This is a genomic window from Streptococcus oralis, from assembly GCF_001075875.1.
GTDB lineage: Bacteria > Bacillota > Bacilli > Lactobacillales > Streptococcaceae > Streptococcus > Streptococcus oralis_I.
The window spans coordinates 1-16118 of record NZ_JUOS01000032.1 but is presented as its reverse complement, the minus strand read 5'-3'; the positions used below and the strand labels follow the sequence as shown (position 1 = coordinate 16118).

Here is a 16118-nt window from a genome sequence, read left to right as displayed (position 1 = left end):
CACTGCCCAAAGCTTTTTTCTGACTTAAAATATGATAAAATAGGTATGTTTGAACTAGAACATTTGCTCAGAAATATAGAATAGGAGAAAATGATGCAAGCAGTAGAACATTATATCGAAACATTTGTTCCTGAACATTATGATTTGTTTTTAGACTTGAGTCGTGAGACTAAGACGTTTTCAGGAAAAGTAACCATTACTGGTCAAGCTAAAAGTGACCGTATTTCCCTCCACCAAAATGACTTGGAAATTGCTTCTGTTGAAGTAGCAGGTCAAGATCGTCCCTTTACAGTTGATAATGAAAACGAAGCTCTTCATATCGAACTTGAAGAAGCTGGTTCAGTTGAATTGGTTCTAGCATTTTCAGGTAAAATTACTGACAACATGACAGGAATCTACCCATCATACTATACAGTTGATGGTGTTAAGAAAGAAGTTTTGTCTACTCAGTTTGAGAGTCACTTTGCCCGTGAAGCCTTCCCGTGTGTGGATGAGCCAGAAGCCAAAGCAACCTTTGACCTAGCTCTTCGTTTTGACCAAGCAGAAGGCGAACTTGCCTTGTCAAACATGCCAGAAATCGATGTTGAAAGCCGCAAAGAAACTGGCATCTGGAAGTTTGAAACTACACCTCGGATGTCTTCTTACTTGCTAGCTTTTGTAGCTGGTGATTTGCAAGGGGTAACTGCTAAAACTAAAAATGGTACCTTGGTAGGTGTTTACTCAACCAAGGCCCATCCACTTTCAAACCTTGATTTCTCACTAGACATCGCTGTCCGTTCTATCGAATTTTACGAAGACTACTATGGAGTTAAGTACCCAATTCCGCAATCTCTCCACATCGCCCTTCCTGACTTCTCAGCAGGTGCTATGGAAAACTGGGGTCTCGTAACCTACCGTGAAGTCTACTTGGTTGTGGATGAGAACTCAACCTTTGCTAGCCGTCAACAGGTAGCCCTCGTTATTGCCCATGAGCTTGCTCACCAATGGTTCGGTAACCTTGTAACTATGAAGTGGTGGGATGACCTTTGGCTCAATGAAAGTTTCGCTAACATGATGGAATACGTCTGTGTGGATGCCATCGAACCAAGCTGGAATATCTTTGAGGACTTCCAAACAGGTGGAGTACCAGCCGCTCTTAAACGTGATGCGACAGATGGTGTTCAGTCTGTCCACGTTGAAGTTAGCCATCCAGATGAAATCAATACGCTCTTTGATGGTGCTATCGTCTATGCCAAAGGAAGTCGCCTCATGCACATGCTTCGTCGTTGGTTAGGGGATGCTGATTTTGCCAAAGGTTTGCATGCTTACTTTGAAAAACACCAATACGGAAATACCATTGGTCGTGACCTTTGGAATGCTCTCGGACAAGCATCTGGTCGTGATGTAGCAGCCTTCATGGATTCTTGGTTGGAGCAACCTGGTTATCCAGTCCTTACTGCCACAGTTGAAAATGATGTATTGAAGATTTCGCAAAAACAATTCTTTATCGGTGAACACGAAGATAAGAACCGACTTTGGGTAGTGCCACTCAATAGCAACTGGAAAGGTTTGCCTGATACACTTGAAACTGAAAGTATCGAAATCCCTGGCTATGCAGCACTTCTTGCTGAAAATGAAGGAGCACTTCGTCTCAACACTGAAAATACAGCCCACTATATTACAGACTATCAAGGTCAATTACTTGATGCTGTGCTTGCAGACCTAGTAGAACTTGATAACACAAGTAAACTTCAAATCGTCCAAGAACGTCGTTTGCTTGCTGAAGCAGGACACATTTCATATGCAGACTTGCTTCCGGTAGTGGATCAATTAGCACAAGAAGAATCTTATCTCGTTGTTTCAGCAGTTTCACAAGTTATCGGAGCGCTTGATCGCTTTATCGATGAAGGAACTGAGACAGAAAAATCCTTTAAAGCCCTTATTGCTAAACTGGCTCGTTACAACTATGACCGTCTTGGATTTGAAGCTAAAGAGGGTGAATCTGATGAAGATGAATTGGTTCGTCAATTGACAATTTCTATGATGATTCGTTCAAATGATGAAGAAGCTAGTCAAGTTGCTAGCCAAATTTTCGCAGCCCACAAGGATAATCTTTCAGGACTTCCAGCAGCTATTCGTTCACAAGTTCTCATCAATGAAATGAAACACCATGAGACTAAGGAATTGGTCGCAACTTATCTCGATCTTTATACTCATGCGACAGATGCCGCCTTTAAACGCCAATTGGCAGCTGCTCTTGCCTACAGTACAGATGCGGATAATATCCAAACCTTGATTGCTTCTTGGAAGGACAAATTTGTGGTAAAACCACAAGACTTATCAGCTTGGTACTTCCAGTTCTTAGGTCATCAAGCAACCCAGGAAACAGCGTGGTCTTGGGCGCGTGAAAACTGGGCTTGGATTAAGGCGGCCCTTGGAGGAGATATGAGCTTTGATAGCTTTGTTATCCTTCCTGCCCATGTATTCAAGACAGAGCAACGCTTGGCGGAATACAAGGAATTCTTTGAGCCACAACTTTCTGACCTAGCTCTTAGCCGTAACATCGGTATGGGAATCAAGGAAATCGCAGCTCGCGTTGAATTGATTAAGTGTGAAAAAGCAGCAGTTGAAGCAGTTGTTGCTCAATATGGAAATGCTTAAAATTCAAAGGTTATAAAAAGCTATAAAAACTCAACTTTCTCTTGGAAAAACAAGGGAAGTTGAGTTTTTTTTAAGATATTTTTGCTATAATAGGTATAGTAAGGAGGAATTTTTGATGATCAAGATTCTATTAGTGGAAGATGACCTAGGCCTGTCAAATTCAGTCTTTGATTTTTTGGATGATTTTGCGGATGTCATGCAGGTTTTTGATGGCGAAGAAGGTCTTTATGAGGCCGAAAGTGGTGTTTATGACTTGATTTTATTGGACTTGATGTTACCTGAGAAAAATGGGTTCCAAGTTTTAAAAGAATTGCGCGAAAAAGGGATTTCGACTCCTGTTCTGATCATGACAGCCAAGGAAAGTCTTGATGATAAGGGACATGGATTTGAGCTTGGGGCAGATGATTATCTAACAAAACCATTTTATCTAGAAGAGCTCAAGATGCGTATCCAAGCGCTGCTCAAACGTTCTGGTAAGTTCAATGAAAATACCCTCTCTTATGGTGATTTGACAGTTAATCTATCTACCAATGAGGTTAGAGTTAATGATACTGTTGTGGAATTATTAGGTAAAGAATTTGATCTCTTGGTTTATTTCCTCCAAAACCAAAATGTGATCTTACCAAAAACACAGATTTTTGACCGTTTGTGGGGATTTGACAGTGACACAACCATCTCCGTGGTAGAAGTCTATGTATCAAAAGTTCGTAAGAAATTAAAGGGCTCAGTCTTTGCTGAAAACCTCCAGACCTTGCGTAGTGTTGGGTATATTTTAAAACATGTTTAAAAAAATTAAAAAGAATTGGTATGCGGAGGATTTTAGTTATTTTATCCGTAACTTTGGAGTATTCACGCTGATTTTCTCTGCTATGACCTTGATTATCTTACAGGTTATGCACTCCAGTCTCTACACATCGGTGGATGAAAAACTCTTATCACTGAGCAAAAATCCTCAGGACGTTATTCAATTGGCGGTCAATCGTGCAACTGAGGACGTTAAGGATTTAGGTAGTGCCAATGTTGCTCCAGCTTCTGATAAAAAACCAACGGTTAGTTCCAATACGGAAGTGATATTGCTAGATTCAAATTTGAATCAATTAGTGACTGGCAACCGCTTTTTAGGTCTTGATAAGATTACTTTTAATAAAAAGGATTTGAATCATATTCGACAACTTCATGTTCAGAATAGTTATGGTCAGGATGAGATTTACCGAGTGATTCTATCTGAAATAAATATCGATTCTGTCTCGACCAATATTAAGTATGCAGCGGTTTTGATAAATACCAGTCAGATAGAGCAAATTAGTCAAAATCATGAGCAATTAATCGTGGTAGTCATGGCTAGCTTCTGGATTTTATCCATTATTGCCAGCCTTTATCTTGCGCGTGTCAGTGTTAAACCTCTACTTGAAAGCATGCAAAAGCAACAGAGTTTTGTGGAAAATGCCAGTCATGAGCTACGAACTCCATTAGCTGTTCTGCAAAATCGTCTAGAAACTCTTTTCAGAAAACCTGAGGCAACTATTATGGAGTCAAGTGAGAGTATTGCTTCCAGTCTAGAAGAAGTTCGTAATATGCGCTTTTTAACGACTAATCTCCTTAATTTAGCTCGTCGTGATGACGGCATTAAACCGGAATTAGGAGAGGTAGAGCCAGACTTCTTTAATACAACTTTTACCAACTATGAAATGATTGCGTCTGAAAATAACCGTGCTTTTCATTTTGAAAATCGCATCCATCGGACCATCATAACAGATAAGCTTCTTCTTAAACAACTGATGACTATCTTGTTTGACAATGCTGTCAAGTACACAGAAGAAGAAGGAGATATCCATTTTGTCATTGCTACGACGGAGCGTAATCTCTATTTGTCAGTAGCTGATGATGGAATTGGTATTTCTGCAGTAGATAAAAAGAAAATTTTTGATCGCTTTTACAGGGTTGATAAGGCTCGTACTCGGCAAAAAGGTGGTTTTGGGTTAGGCTTATCCTTAGCCAAACAGATTGTCGATGCTCTTAAAGGAACCATCAGTGTCAAAGATAACAAACCTCATGGTACGATTTTTGAAGTAAAAATCGCTATCCAAACACCATCCAAGCGTAAAAATAAATAAGAAAAGGCTGTGACTTAGAAAGCGGTAGACCAAGTGTCGCTTTTCTAGTCGCAGCTCTTTAGCTATCGTAGAAAAAAAGGTCGGGACAAAAATCCCGACCTTTTGAATCTAATATAATTTCTTCTTAATCATCGAACGTTGAACGTTTGATGCTGCTAAACTCAAGGCAATTGCTAGACTAAAAGCTAAGACTGTATTGAACTTGAGGGCTAAAAAGATAAAGCTAAACAAGGCCAAAAAGACGCAAAAACAAGCAATGTTTACAAAGAAAAGAACTTCCTTCAAACTAGCAACGGAAGTGGTTTCTGGAACATAATCTTGGTAAAGCGTTGTTTGAGTTTCCTCTTCTTCAAACTCATACGGTTGATATTTTCTTACGGGCATGATTCTCTCCTTAACAGTACTCTTTCATTTTACCATTTTTCAAGAAAAAAATTATTACAGTAAGGTTACAAAAATAATAAGTAAATTTATCATTTTAGGGAATAGCTGATTTTTCAGAAATGTGGTATAATTTTTCTTATGGAAAAGATTATTATTACAGCAACTGCTGAAAGCATTGAACAAGTAAAAGAATTACTAGAGGCGGGAGTTGACCGCATCTATGTCGGTGAGAAAGATTTTGGACTTCGCCTACCAAAGACTTTTTCTTATGATGAACTGAGAACCATCGCTGGTCTGGTTCATGATGCAGGTAAGGAATTGATCGTAGCGGTCAATGCTCTTATGCATCAGGATATGATGGATCGTATCAAACCCTTCCTTGATTTCTTGGAAGAAATTAAAACAGACTACATTACTGTTGGAGATGCGGGTGTTTTTTATGTTGTCAATCGTGATGGTTATTCTTTTAAAACCATCTATGATGCCTCAACTATGGTAACTAGCAGCCGTCAGATTAATTTTTGGGGACAAAAGGCTGGCGCTTCTGAGGCAGTATTGGCTCGTGAAATTCCATCAGCTGAACTCTTTAAAATGCCTGAAATTTTGGAAATTCCTGCTGAAGTTTTGGTTTACGGTGCTAGTGTCATCCACCACTCTAAGCGTCCACTCCTGCAGAATTACTATAATTTTACTCAGATTGATGATGAAAAAACACGTCAACGCGACCTCTTCTTAGCAGAGCCTAGTGATCCAGATAGTCACTACTCAATTTTTGAAGACAATCATGGAACCCACATTTTTGCCAACAATGACCTTGATTTGATGACAAAATTGACAGAGTTGGTAGAACATGGTTTCACTCATTGGAAGCTAGAAGGACTCTATACCCCTGGGCAAGACTTTGTTGAGATTGCTAAACTTTTCATCCAAGCTCGCAGTTTGATTGAAGAGGGTAACTTTAGCCATGACCAAGCCTTCTTGCTGGATGAGGAAGTTCGTAAACTCCATCCCAAAAATCGTTTCCTTGACACAGGATTTTATGACTACGATCCTGATATGGTTAAATAAGAATCAGAAACCCGAAATAAAATGTTCGGGTTTTTCTAGTGCAAGGATGAATTTAAAGCGTATTCATGTTATAATAAAAGTAGCTTTTTGTTTGGAGGTGTTTAAGTGGAAAATCTGAAAAAAATAGCAGGCATCAAGGCTGCTGAGTTCGTAACCGATGGAATGGTTGTAGGACTTGGAACAGGCTCGACTGCCTATTATTTCGTAGAGGAGATCGGTCGTAGAATCAAGGAGGAAGGACTTCAAATTACAGCCGTAACGACTTCGAGTGTAACAACAAAACAGGCACAAGGATTGAATATACCGCTTAAGTCTATCGATGAGGTGGATGAGGTTGATGTGACTGTTGATGGAGCTGATGAGGTGGATCGTCAGTTTAATGGTATCAAAGGAGGTGGCGGTGCACTTCTAATGGAAAAAGTAGTTGCGACACCAACTAAACAGTATATCTGGGTGGTAGACGAGAGTAAGATGGTTGAGAAACTGGGCGCTTTCAAACTACCTGTCGAAGTTGTCCAATACGGAGCAGAACAGGTTTTCCGACGTTTTGAAAAAGCTGGTTGTAAGCCAAGTTTTCGTGAAAAAGATGGCCAACGCTTTGTGACGGATATGAAAAATTTCATCATTGATCTTGATTTAGGTGTTATTGAAGATCCGATTGCTTTTGGTCGTCAATTGGATCTCCAGGTTGGTATTGTTGAGCACGGTTTATTTAATCAAATGGTTGATAAAGTGATCGTTGCAGGACAAACTGGCGTTCAGGTTTTAACTTCAACAAAAGGGAAATAAAGGAGGCAAACGATGTCAAAATTTAAACGTATTCACTTGGTGGTACTCGATTCTGTAGGAATCGGTGCAGCACCAGATGCTAATAACTTTGTCAATGCAGGGGTTCCAGATGGAGCATCTGATACATTAGGACACATCTCTAAATCAGTTGGTTTGAATGTACCGAATATGGCTAAGATTGGTCTTGGGAATATTCCTCGCGAAACACCATTGAAGACAGTTCCAGCTGAGAGCAATCCAACAGGTTATGCGACTAAGCTTGAAGAGGTATCTCTAGGTAAAGATACCATGACTGGTCACTGGGAAATCATGGGACTTAATATCACTGAACCTTTCGATACTTTTTGGAATGGATTCCCAGAGGAAATCCTTACTAAAATCGAAGAATTTTCAGGACGTAAGGTTATTCGTGAAGCCAACAAACCATACTCAGGAACAGCTGTCATCGATGACTTTGGACCACGCCAAATGGAAACTGGCGAGTTGATTATCTATACATCAGCTGACCCAGTTCTTCAAATCGCAGCTCACGAAGATATCATTCCTTTGGATGAACTCTACCGTATCTGTGAATACGCTCGTTCAATTACCCTTGAGCGCCCAGCTCTTCTAGGACGTATTATTGCTCGTCCTTATGTTGGGGAGCCTGGAAACTTCACACGTACTGCAAATCGTCGTGATTTGGCTGTATCTCCATTTGCCTCAACTGTTTTGGACAAATTGAATGAAGCTGGTATTGATACATATGCAGTTGGTAAGATTAACGATATTTTCAACGGTGCAGGGATTAACCACGATATGGGCCACAATAAGTCAAATAGCCACGGAATTGACACACTTTTGACAACGATGGGACTGGCTGAATTTGAAAAAGGATTCTCATTTACAAACTTGGTAGACTTTGATGCTTTATATGGACACCGTCGTGATCCACACGGCTATCGTGATTGTTTGCATGAGTTTGATGAGCGCTTGCCAGAAATCATGGCAGCAATGAGAGAAGACGATCTTCTTTTGATTACTGCTGACCACGGAAATGATCCAACCTATGCTGGTACTGACCATACTCGTGAATATATTCCACTTTTAGCATACAGTCCATCCTTTAAAGGCAATGGATTAATTCCAGTTGGACACTTCGCTGACATCTCAGCAACAATTGCGGATAACTTTGGCGTTGAAACTGCCATGATTGGTGAAAGTTTCTTAGATAAATTAGTTTAAGATGATTCGCTTTGCATTACTGGTTAGAGGTATCAATGTCGGTGGAAAGAATAAGGTAGTCATGGCCCAGCTTCGTCAAGAATTGACAGGATTGGGATTAAAAAATGTTGAAACCTACATCAATAGTGGGAACATTTTCTTTGATACTAGCATGCCTAGAACTCAGTTGGTTGAGAGTCTACAGGATTTCTTTAAAGAACATTATCCATTTATCCGATATTTTTCCTTGTTAAGTCAAGAAGACTACGAAGAGGAATGTAGTCATCTACCAAACTGGTGGTCACAAGACCTAGCAAGAAAGGACATCCTCTTCTACACTGAGAGCTTGGATGTGGATCAAGTCATCGAGAAAGTGAACAGTTTGGAACTGGTCGATGAAGTGCTTCATTTTGGGAAATTAGGGATCTTCTGGGGTAAATTGTCAGAAGCTAGCTACTCTAAAACAGCTTATCACAAGCACTTGCTAAAGATGCCTTTCTATCGCAATATTACCATTCGTAACGCTAATACCTTTGACAAAATTGGTCAATTTTTAAAACATAAAGAAGGAGATACCTAATGACATTATTAGCAAAAATCAATGAAACAGCTGCTTTCTTGAAAGAAAAGGGAGTTGAAGCGCCGGAGTTCGGCTTGATTCTTGGTTCAGGACTTGGAGAGTTAGCTGAAGAAATCGACAATCCAGTTGTTGTAGACTACGCTGAAATTCCAAACTGGGGTCAATCCACAGTAGTCGGTCATGCTGGTAAATTGGTTTATGGTGATCTTGCTGGACGTAAAGTCTTGGCTCTTCAAGGTCGTTTCCACTTCTACGAAGGAAATCCTCTTGAAGTTGTGACTTTCCCTGTCCGTGTTATGAAAGTCTTGGGCTGCGAAGGTGTAATTGTAACCAACGCTGCTGGAGGTATTGGCTTTGGTCCTGGTACTTTGATGGCTATCACTGACCACATCAATATGACAGGCCAAAACCCATTGATTGGTGAAAACTTGGATGACTTTGGTCCACGTTTCCCTGATATGTCGAAAGCTTACACTCCAGAATACCGTGAGACTGCTCATCAAGTAGCAGACAAATTGGGCATTAAACTGGATGATGGGGTTTATATCGGTGTGACAGGTCCAACTTATGAAACTCCAGCTGAAATCCGTGCATATAAGACTCTTGGTGCAGATGCAGTTGGTATGTCCACTGTTCCTGAAGTTATTGTGGCAGCCCACTCAGGCTTGAAAGTTCTAGGTATTTCATGTATCACTAACCATGCTGCTGGTTTCCAAGAAGAGCTCAACCACGAAGAAGTAGTGGAAGTGACAGAACGCGTCAAAGGCGACTTCAAAGGATTGATGAAAGCGATTCTTGCTGAATTGTAAGACTATGAGAGCACGACTCCAAAGCCTACCCTACGGATGGCGCCTGCTGTTAGCGACTATAACTTTGGGAATAGGAACAGGTCTAGTTGGAATTGCTTGTCACTATTTACTAGAAGGTGTGCAATGGCTTGCCTTTGGTCAAGATGGATCAGATTTGCTCCAGCAATTCAAACAAGCTGGAGGACTCCGTAGATTTCTCGTTCTATCTGTGGCAGGGATTTTGGCAGCAGGGGTCTGGTATGTCCTACAACGGCGTTATAAAATCCTTTCCATTCGAAGTCAAATTGACCTGGTTGGAGATAAAGAACCAGCGCTCCTAGCCCATATCCTTCATGCAAGTATGCAGGTTGCGATTGTCGGAGCAGGTGCTTCGGTCGGGAAAGAAGCAGCTCCACGCGAGGTTGGTGCTCTTATAGCTGGTCGTTTGGGAAAAATCTTGTCTTTGACTATTAAAGAGCGAAGAGTTTTGATTGCCTGTGGAGCAGGAGCCGGCTTAGCTGCGGTTTATCAGGTTCCTTTTGCCAGTAGCTTGTTTGTCTTTGAGACTTTGGGGGTATCTTATCGCTGGAAAAATTTTGTACTGGTCTTGTCCAGTACTTACCTAGCGGCCTGGGTATCCCAGCCTATTGTTGGCCATGGTGCTATTTATCACATGTCACTGGTTCATTGGTCAGCGAGTAGTTTCTTCCAGGCTGTCATAGTAGCTCTATTAGTTACTCCGTTGGCACTTGCCTTTCGTTTTCTAGCCAGTCGGGCTAGTCGCAAACGTCGCAAGGACGAGACGATTCTTTTGGCTCTTCCTCTAGCTTTTCTAGTGCTAGCGAGCCTTGCAGTCTTTTTCCCTATCTTTATGGGAAATGGCCAGGTATTAGCCCAAGCCTTGTTGTCTAGTCAGCCGATTCCCTATCTTCCATTGACTCTCGTAGTGAAGGGGCTTCTGGTTTATCTCCTTTTACGAAATGGTACCTACGGGGGAACTCTGACACCGTCATTTACTTTAGGAATTGGAGCAGGATATCTAGTAACTTTGATCTTTGAGGCAGTTGGTATTCATCTAGATCCAGCTCTAGGAATGTTACTTGGAGCGACGGTCTTTTTAGGGTCGACCTTACAAGCTCCCTTGACTGCCATTGCCCTAAGTCTTGGTTTTACAGGACAGAGCTGGACTTTGATTCTACCACTGACACTAGCTGCTGGTGTGTCTTATGTGATTCAAAATAGATGGGAGAATAAACAATGAGAGTGCATTTTGTCTTGCACGAAACTTTTGAAGTACCGGGTGCTTATCTAAAGTGGGCGCAGGAGCGTGGTCATCAGGTGACAATGACAAAGGTCTACGAGCGAGAAGCTCTACCTGAGACAGTGGATGAGATCGATTTTTTGATTGTCATGGGAGGACCACAATCGCCAGATGAGGATCGCACAACCTTCCCTTACTATGATCCACAAGATGAGATTGAACTAATTCAAAAAGCTATGAAGGCGGATTGCTACATCGTTGGTGTCTGTCTGGGTGCGCAGCTCATGTCAGTTGCTTATGGGGCGGAGTATGAGCATAGTCCAGAGCGTGAGATTGGGGTGTATCCTGCGAACTTAACGCCTGAAGGCCTAGCAGATCCGCATGTTGGCTTGTTTGGTGCAAACTTTGATTCAGGCCACTGGCACGGTGATATGCCGGGATTGACGGAAGATGCTGTTGTCCTTGCGACCAGTCAAGGTTGTCCACGTCAGATTATTCGCTTTAGTCCTAAACATTATGCTTTCCAAGCTCATTTGGAATTTGATTCAGAAGCGATTGACCTTCTGATTGCTGCGGATGGTGAAGAAGTTTTGGAAGAACAAAGCAAAAAATTGACCTATGTTCAAAATCCTGAGACTATTCGCGCATATGATTATCAAGAAATGAATGCAAAGCTTTACGCATTTTTGGATTCATTAACAAACTAAACAAAATGGAAAGCTAGAGCATGTGTTCTAATTTGAACACGAGCGGAAAGCTTTTTTAAACAAAGAATACACACAGAAAGGATGGGTTAACCGTATTAGCTGAACTGAATACGGGCGGAGAACTGTGTAAAAAAGATAAAGTTTCTAGCATCTGCGATGCGTCGTCAGTTTTCTATTTTTACTTTGTTCTCTGTCGCCTGTCCTATTAATAAAAAAGAAAGGATGAGCATGTGTTCAGATTTGAACACGAGTGGAAAGCTCGGAAAATAGATAATCTGACTGAGAAATCAGGATTTCTCGTCAGATTCCTAATTTTCAGTCGCTTTCTGGTCGCTCTTTGTATCATAAACTATGTCTATCCATATTGCTGCTAAGCAAGGTGAAATTGCTGATAAAATTCTCCTTCCTGGAGATCCTCTTCGTGCGAAATTTATTGCTGAGAATTTCCTTGAAGATGCTGTTTGCTTTAACGAAGTGCGTAACATGTTTGGTTACACAGGTACTTACAAAGGTCACCGTGTATCTGTTATGGGAACAGGGATGGGTATGCCCTCAATCTCTATCTATGCTCGTGAATTGATTGTCGACTACGGAGTGAAGAAATTGATCCGTGTCGGTACAGCCGGTTCTTTGAATGAGGATGTTCACGTTCGTGAGTTGGTCTTGGCACAAGCAGCTGCTACCAATTCAAATATCATTCGTAATGACTGGCCTCAATACGATTTTCCTCAAATTGCTAGCTTTGATTTGCTAGATAAAGCCTACCATATTGCCAAAGACCTCGGCATGACTACACACGTAGGAAATGTCTTGTCATCAGATGTTTTCTATTCTAATTATGGTGATAAGAACATTGAGCTTGGTAAGTGGGGAGTAAAAGCGGTGGAAATGGAAGCGGCAGCGCTGTATTATCTTGCAGCTCAACATCATGTTGATGCCCTTGCTATCATGACTATTTCAGATAGTTTGGTTAATCCAGATGAAGATACAACTGCAGAAGAACGTCAAAACACCTTCACTGATATGATGAAGGTTGGTCTAGAAACATTGATTGCAGACTAAAGGTAGGCTATATTCAGAATGATTTCTCTTGTTCTCAAAATGATAACTATCAACAATGAATCAATCCTGAAATAGGTAAGAATAAGGAAATTGAAGAAAGCCTAATTGTGTCAAAGGACCGAGACTAGTCAGTTTAATATCTAAATCATAATCAAATGAAGTTGGAAGTCAAGTTGACAAGAAGTCAAGGCTTTCAACTTTTTAACTTGAAAATTCCTAGGAGTACAAAATGGATAAGATTGAACAATTACAGGAACTGATAGATAAAAGTCAAAGAATTGTCTTTTTCGGTGGTGCAGGGGTTTCAACAGAGTCTAATATTCCTGATTTTCGAAGTTCTGATGGTGTTTATAGTCTTAAGTTGGGGCGCCATTTTACTGCCGAGCAACTGGTTTCACGCACCATGTTTGAACGCTATCCAGAGGATTTTTTTGACTTCTACAAAAAGTATCTGGTCTATCCAGATGCCAAGCCAAATTTAGCACATATTTATCTAGCATTTTTGGAAAAGACTGGTAAATTAAAGGCGATTGTGACGCAAAATATCGATAGCTTGCATGAAATGGCGGGGTCTCAGAAAGTTTTGAAACTGCATGGTAGTGCAGATCGTAATTACTGTTTGGGCTGTCATCACTTTTATGATTTGGATGATTTTTTGGCACTTGAAGGTCCAGTTCCTCATTGTTTATATTGTGGTAAAGTGGTCAAACCTGATGTAACCCTTTATGAGGAATCACTAGATATGGACGTATTTAGTCGAGCAGCTCGAGCCATTCAGCAAGCAGATTTATTGATCATTGGTGGAACTTCCTTAGTCGTTTATCCTGCAGCTAGCCTAATCAATTATTTTTCAGGTTCAAATCTTGTCGTTATCAACAAGTCCAGCACTCCTCAAGACAGCCAAGCTGATTTAGTTATCGAAGGTAAGATTGGAGAAGTGTTTTCTAAATTGAAACAATAAAAAACTGAAAGAAGTAGGACTATACTTCCTTCAGTTTTTTGTATCACGAACTCAGAAACTATGAACACGATTCTCTTCATTTCTCGGGAATCTTATATTTGATTTATAAATTGCTCGAGTTATTTTTAATTGTTGAATAGAAGGAAAAAAGGAAGATTTTCTGGATGAAAATCTTCCTTTTTTAGTCAATCAGTACATGCTGATTTTAATGAAATGCTACTATATTGTTTACTTTTTTAAAGATCGCAAAAAACAATCAATCTCTGCTTGAGAATGGAGAATGCGCATCTTTTCTGGGTAAGTATTGTTTAAGTGTTGGTATCTTGCCTTAGCATTTTTAGTTCGTCCATCCCAGAGAATCCAACGGATAAATTCCCAGTTGAATTGCTCGGGACATCCCGCAGCCATACTTTCTCTGACTTTTCCTCTATATTTTAAATAACGCTTAAAGGCTCTTAGCAAACAAGTCCAAGCCGAGAAATTTAAAAAGATGATCTGGTCAGCTTGCTCCATTCTTTCCTCATAGCAACACCAAGAGTAGTTGCCATCAATGACCCAATCTTTGTGTTTGGTAAGGAAAGTCTCCATTTCCTTAAGCATCCAGTCACGGTCACTGTCCTGCCAACCAGGTTGAAATTGGAGAGTATCCATATGAAGTTTGGGGATGGAGTAGTGCTTAGCCAGTTTTTCTGCCAGAGTAGATTTGCCTGATCCAGAATATCCAATGATAGCTATTTTCATAATAACCTCCAGAAAATGTGCACAAAAAAAGCTCCGAGGAGCTCATTTTGTATGCAGTTAATGATTAACCAAGTTTAGCTGCAAGACGTGCTTTATCACGGCTAGCTTTGTTTTTGTGGATCAAACCTTTAGTTTCTGCTTTATCGATAGCTGAGCTGGCAGCACGGTAAAGTTCTTCAGATGGGTTTGCTTCAAAAGCTTTGATAGCAGTACGCATAGCTGATTTTTGAGCTGAGTTCTTTTCGTTTTGTTTAACGTTCAATTCAGCGCGTTTGATAGCTGATTTAATGTTTGCCAATGTTCTTACCTCCATTTTTACTAACTATACCATTATATCTGAAAACTTACGTTTTGACAAGGGAAAATTATTTTTTTAAGTAAATTTCATCAATTTCGTGATTTTTAGATTTATGGAGAATGACCTCTGCACGATTTCGTGTCGGTTCAATGTAATTTTGGAGATTGGTTAGGTTGATACTGGTCCAAACTTGGTGGGCAAAATCCTTCACTTCACTAAGAGGAAGTTGAGTGAAACGGTAGTAATAGTTGCCTGGATCATCTTGAGCAAAGCTAAGAAGTTTTAAGAAACGATCCAAATACCAACTTTCAATGTCTTCGACAGCGGCGTCGACATAGATTGAAAAATCAAAGAAATCAGTAATATAGAGACGGGCATTATGAGGATTTTGGAATACGTTGATTCCCTCAACAATGACAAAATCAGCAGCTTCTACTCGTTGTTTTCGACCAGGGACGATATCATAGATTTCATGGGAATAAACAGGTATATCAACATCCTGACCATTTTTGAGTTGGTCTAGAAAATTGAGCAAAGCTTCCATATCGTAGCTCTCAGGAAAACCCTTGCGGTTGAGAATGTCTTGCTCAATTAAGACACTATTTGGGTATAAAAAACCATCTGTAGTTACTAGTTCAACACTTGCTCCAGGAACGATACGAGACAGCAAAATTTGCAAGAGTCGACTAGTGGTTGATTTACCGACAGCAACACTCCCAGAAACTCCGATAATAAAGGGCTGTTTTTTGCTCTCTCTTTGAAGGAAAATACCTTTTGAAAAGGCAAGGTCTTCTTTGGAACGTTTGTAAATCTGAATCAGATGTGCCAGTGGCAGATAGACATCTGTAACGTCTTGAAGGCTAATCTGGTCATTGAAACTCTTAATAGAATCTAACTCTTCCTCGGTCAAGGGAGGAGTTGTTTTGCGATGTAAGGATTGCCAAGTTTCGCGGTTTATCCTTTCAAAATGTAAAAATTCGTTGGTCATTTGTTTTCCCCTAGATATTTTGTCTATCATACCATAAAAAGCTAAAAAAATAAAGCGGTTTCTTGGATGTGATAAGTCAGTAGTATATACTATAAGTAGATAGAGAATGAACAATTTATTGATGAAATAGGAGCTGATTTCTCCTGATTTTATCAGCTAATAAAGGGGGCTTTTTAGTTCACAACTTATAGGAGGTGTACTATGAAAATCATAAAAAGTTACATATTAGAACTCTGTTTTATTTTAAGTTTTGCTTTACCTTTTATAAAAGGAGTAAATGCGGATAATGGTAGACGTTTTGTGGAAATTTATTACGGTTTTACATTTTTAATGGATTATGCCATTGTAACAACTATTTTCATTTGTTCACTCCTCCTTGCATGGCTGTTAAGGAAAGGTTGGACAAAATTCCTTGCTGCTGGTAGTTATCTATTTTTGATTTTGTGGATTGCTACAGAGGGTTATTTATTTCGCATGTCAATAGAAGATTTGATACGCCTGTGGACAAGTTTGGAAATCCTGACACAAACTTAT

17 protein-coding genes are annotated in these 16118 nt (G+C 40.2%); 13 read left to right on the top strand and 4 right to left on the bottom strand.

Going from position 1 to position 16118, the window contains the following annotated elements:
• The first annotated feature begins 93 nt into the window (after positions 1 to 93).
• The 3 genes from ADM33_RS02155 to ADM33_RS02145 all read left to right on the top strand — a co-directional run bounded on the left by ADM33_RS02155 (position 94) and on the right by ADM33_RS02145 (position 4754).
• Positions 94 to 2640, top strand: a complete 2547-nt coding sequence (locus ADM33_RS02155; RefSeq protein ID WP_049502973.1) for a M1 family metallopeptidase — start codon at positions 94 to 96, stop codon at positions 2638 to 2640.
• A gap of 115 nt (positions 2641 to 2755) precedes the next feature.
• Complete coding sequence (locus tag ADM33_RS02150; protein ID WP_000590624.1) at positions 2756 to 3427, top strand: response regulator transcription factor; 672 nt, start codon at positions 2756 to 2758, stop codon at positions 3425 to 3427.
• A complete protein-coding gene (locus ADM33_RS02145) occupies positions 3420 to 4754 on the top strand; it encodes a sensor histidine kinase (RefSeq protein WP_049502972.1) in 1335 nt (444 codons plus the stop codon). Before ADM33_RS02150 ends, ADM33_RS02145 begins: the two co-directional genes overlap by 8 nt.
• A gap of 108 nt (positions 4755 to 4862) precedes the next feature.
• Here the strand turns inward: ADM33_RS02145 and ADM33_RS02140 are convergent, their stop codons facing one another.
• The gene (locus tag ADM33_RS02140; RefSeq protein ID WP_001145234.1) at positions 4863 to 5138 is read right to left on the bottom strand and encodes a DUF3270 family protein; all 276 of its coding nucleotides are present in this window, start codon (positions 5136 to 5138) and stop codon (positions 4863 to 4865) included.
• A 138-nt stretch (positions 5139 to 5276) separates the two neighbouring features.
• On the opposite strand from ADM33_RS02140, the gene ADM33_RS02135 reads away from it, so the two are divergent.
• From ADM33_RS02135 to ADM33_RS02095, 9 genes are all read left to right on the top strand, one after another.
• Positions 5277 to 6206, top strand: a complete 930-nt coding sequence (locus ADM33_RS02135) for a peptidase U32 family protein (protein ID WP_049502971.1) — start codon at positions 5277 to 5279, stop codon at positions 6204 to 6206.
• A 105-nt stretch (positions 6207 to 6311) separates the two neighbouring features.
• Positions 6312 to 6995 (top strand): ribose-5-phosphate isomerase RpiA, encoded by a 684-nt coding sequence (gene rpiA / locus ADM33_RS02130; protein ID WP_049502970.1) that lies wholly within the window; start codon positions 6312 to 6314, stop codon positions 6993 to 6995.
• A gap of 12 nt (positions 6996 to 7007) precedes the next feature.
• Positions 7008 to 8219, top strand: a complete 1212-nt coding sequence (locus ADM33_RS02125; protein ID WP_049502969.1) for a phosphopentomutase — start codon at positions 7008 to 7010, stop codon at positions 8217 to 8219.
• 1 nt (position 8220) lies between these two features.
• On the top strand, positions 8221 to 8778 hold the full coding sequence (locus ADM33_RS02120; protein WP_049502968.1) for a DUF1697 domain-containing protein: 558 nt from the start codon (positions 8221 to 8223) through the stop codon (positions 8776 to 8778).
• Entirely contained in the window at positions 8778 to 9587 is an 810-nt protein-coding gene (locus ADM33_RS02115) for a purine-nucleoside phosphorylase (RefSeq protein ID WP_049502967.1), read from the top strand. Before ADM33_RS02120 ends, ADM33_RS02115 begins: the two co-directional genes overlap by 1 nt.
• A gap of 4 nt (positions 9588 to 9591) precedes the next feature.
• Positions 9592 to 10827, top strand: coding sequence for a chloride channel protein (locus ADM33_RS02110; RefSeq protein ID WP_193390753.1), 1236 nt, complete (start codon positions 9592 to 9594; stop codon positions 10825 to 10827).
• Positions 10824 to 11534 carry a glutamine amidotransferase-related protein gene (locus tag ADM33_RS02105; RefSeq protein ID WP_049502965.1) on the top strand — a complete coding sequence of 237 codons (711 nt, stop codon included), beginning with the start codon at positions 10824 to 10826 and terminating at the stop codon, positions 11532 to 11534. Before ADM33_RS02110 ends, ADM33_RS02105 begins: the two co-directional genes overlap by 4 nt.
• 351 nt (positions 11535 to 11885) lie before the next feature.
• The gene (deoD, locus tag ADM33_RS02100; protein ID WP_049502964.1) at positions 11886 to 12596 is read left to right on the top strand and encodes a purine-nucleoside phosphorylase; all 711 of its coding nucleotides are present in this window, start codon (positions 11886 to 11888) and stop codon (positions 12594 to 12596) included.
• Positions 12597 to 12825: 229 nt separating this feature from the next.
• Complete coding sequence (locus ADM33_RS02095; protein WP_049502963.1) at positions 12826 to 13557, top strand: NAD-dependent protein deacylase; 732 nt, start codon at positions 12826 to 12828, stop codon at positions 13555 to 13557.
• A 228-nt stretch (positions 13558 to 13785) separates the two neighbouring features.
• Here ADM33_RS02095 and ADM33_RS02090 read toward each other — a convergent pair whose 3' ends face one another.
• The 3 genes from ADM33_RS02090 to coaA form a co-directional block, all read right to left on the bottom strand.
• Positions 13786 to 14298, bottom strand: a complete 513-nt coding sequence (locus ADM33_RS02090) for a DNA topology modulation protein (RefSeq protein WP_049502962.1) — start codon at positions 14296 to 14298, stop codon at positions 13786 to 13788.
• A gap of 64 nt (positions 14299 to 14362) precedes the next feature.
• A complete protein-coding gene (gene rpsT, locus ADM33_RS02085) occupies positions 14363 to 14611 on the bottom strand; it encodes a 30S ribosomal protein S20 (protein ID WP_029689628.1) in 249 nt (82 codons plus the stop codon).
• 52 nt (positions 14612 to 14663) lie between these two features.
• Entirely contained in the window at positions 14664 to 15584 is a 921-nt protein-coding gene (gene coaA / locus ADM33_RS02080) for a type I pantothenate kinase (protein ID WP_049502961.1), read from the bottom strand.
• 201 nt (positions 15585 to 15785) lie between these two features.
• Between coaA and ADM33_RS02075 the strand changes: the two genes are divergently transcribed.
• Positions 15786 to 16118: hypothetical protein (locus ADM33_RS02075; protein WP_049503011.1), on the top strand; the 333-nt coding region annotated here is incomplete at its 3' end.

What these genes read in the sequence shown, in the direction of transcription:
- ADM33_RS02155 (WP_049502973.1), top strand. Translation starts at nt 94, where the DNA reads ATGCAAGCAGTAGAACATTATATCGAAACATTTGTTCCTGAACATTAT.
- ADM33_RS02150 (WP_000590624.1), top strand. Translation starts at nt 2,756, where the DNA reads ATGATCAAGATTCTATTAGTGGAAGATGACCTAGGCCTGTCAAATTCA.
- ADM33_RS02145 (WP_049502972.1), top strand. Translation starts at nt 3,420, where the DNA reads ATGTTTAAAAAAATTAAAAAGAATTGGTATGCGGAGGATTTTAGTTAT.
- ADM33_RS02140 (WP_001145234.1), bottom strand. Translation starts at nt 5,138, where the DNA reads ATGCCCGTAAGAAAATATCAACCGTATGAGTTTGAAGAAGAGGAAACT.
- ADM33_RS02135 (WP_049502971.1), top strand. Translation starts at nt 5,277, where the DNA reads ATGGAAAAGATTATTATTACAGCAACTGCTGAAAGCATTGAACAAGTA.
- ADM33_RS02125 (WP_049502969.1), top strand. Translation starts at nt 7,008, where the DNA reads ATGTCAAAATTTAAACGTATTCACTTGGTGGTACTCGATTCTGTAGGA.
- ADM33_RS02120 (WP_049502968.1), top strand. Translation starts at nt 8,221, where the DNA reads ATGATTCGCTTTGCATTACTGGTTAGAGGTATCAATGTCGGTGGAAAG.
- ADM33_RS02115 (WP_049502967.1), top strand. Translation starts at nt 8,778, where the DNA reads ATGACATTATTAGCAAAAATCAATGAAACAGCTGCTTTCTTGAAAGAA.
- ADM33_RS02110 (WP_193390753.1), top strand. Translation starts at nt 9,592, where the DNA reads ATGAGAGCACGACTCCAAAGCCTACCCTACGGATGGCGCCTGCTGTTA.
- ADM33_RS02105 (WP_049502965.1), top strand. Translation starts at nt 10,824, where the DNA reads ATGAGAGTGCATTTTGTCTTGCACGAAACTTTTGAAGTACCGGGTGCT.
- deoD (WP_049502964.1), top strand. Translation starts at nt 11,886, where the DNA reads ATGTCTATCCATATTGCTGCTAAGCAAGGTGAAATTGCTGATAAAATT.
- ADM33_RS02095 (WP_049502963.1), top strand. Translation starts at nt 12,826, where the DNA reads ATGGATAAGATTGAACAATTACAGGAACTGATAGATAAAAGTCAAAGA.
- ADM33_RS02090 (WP_049502962.1), bottom strand. Translation starts at nt 14,298, where the DNA reads ATGAAAATAGCTATCATTGGATATTCTGGATCAGGCAAATCTACTCTG.
- rpsT (WP_029689628.1), bottom strand. Translation starts at nt 14,611, where the DNA reads ATGGAGGTAAGAACATTGGCAAACATTAAATCAGCTATCAAACGCGCT.
- coaA (WP_049502961.1), bottom strand. Translation starts at nt 15,584, where the DNA reads ATGACCAACGAATTTTTACATTTTGAAAGGATAAACCGCGAAACTTGG.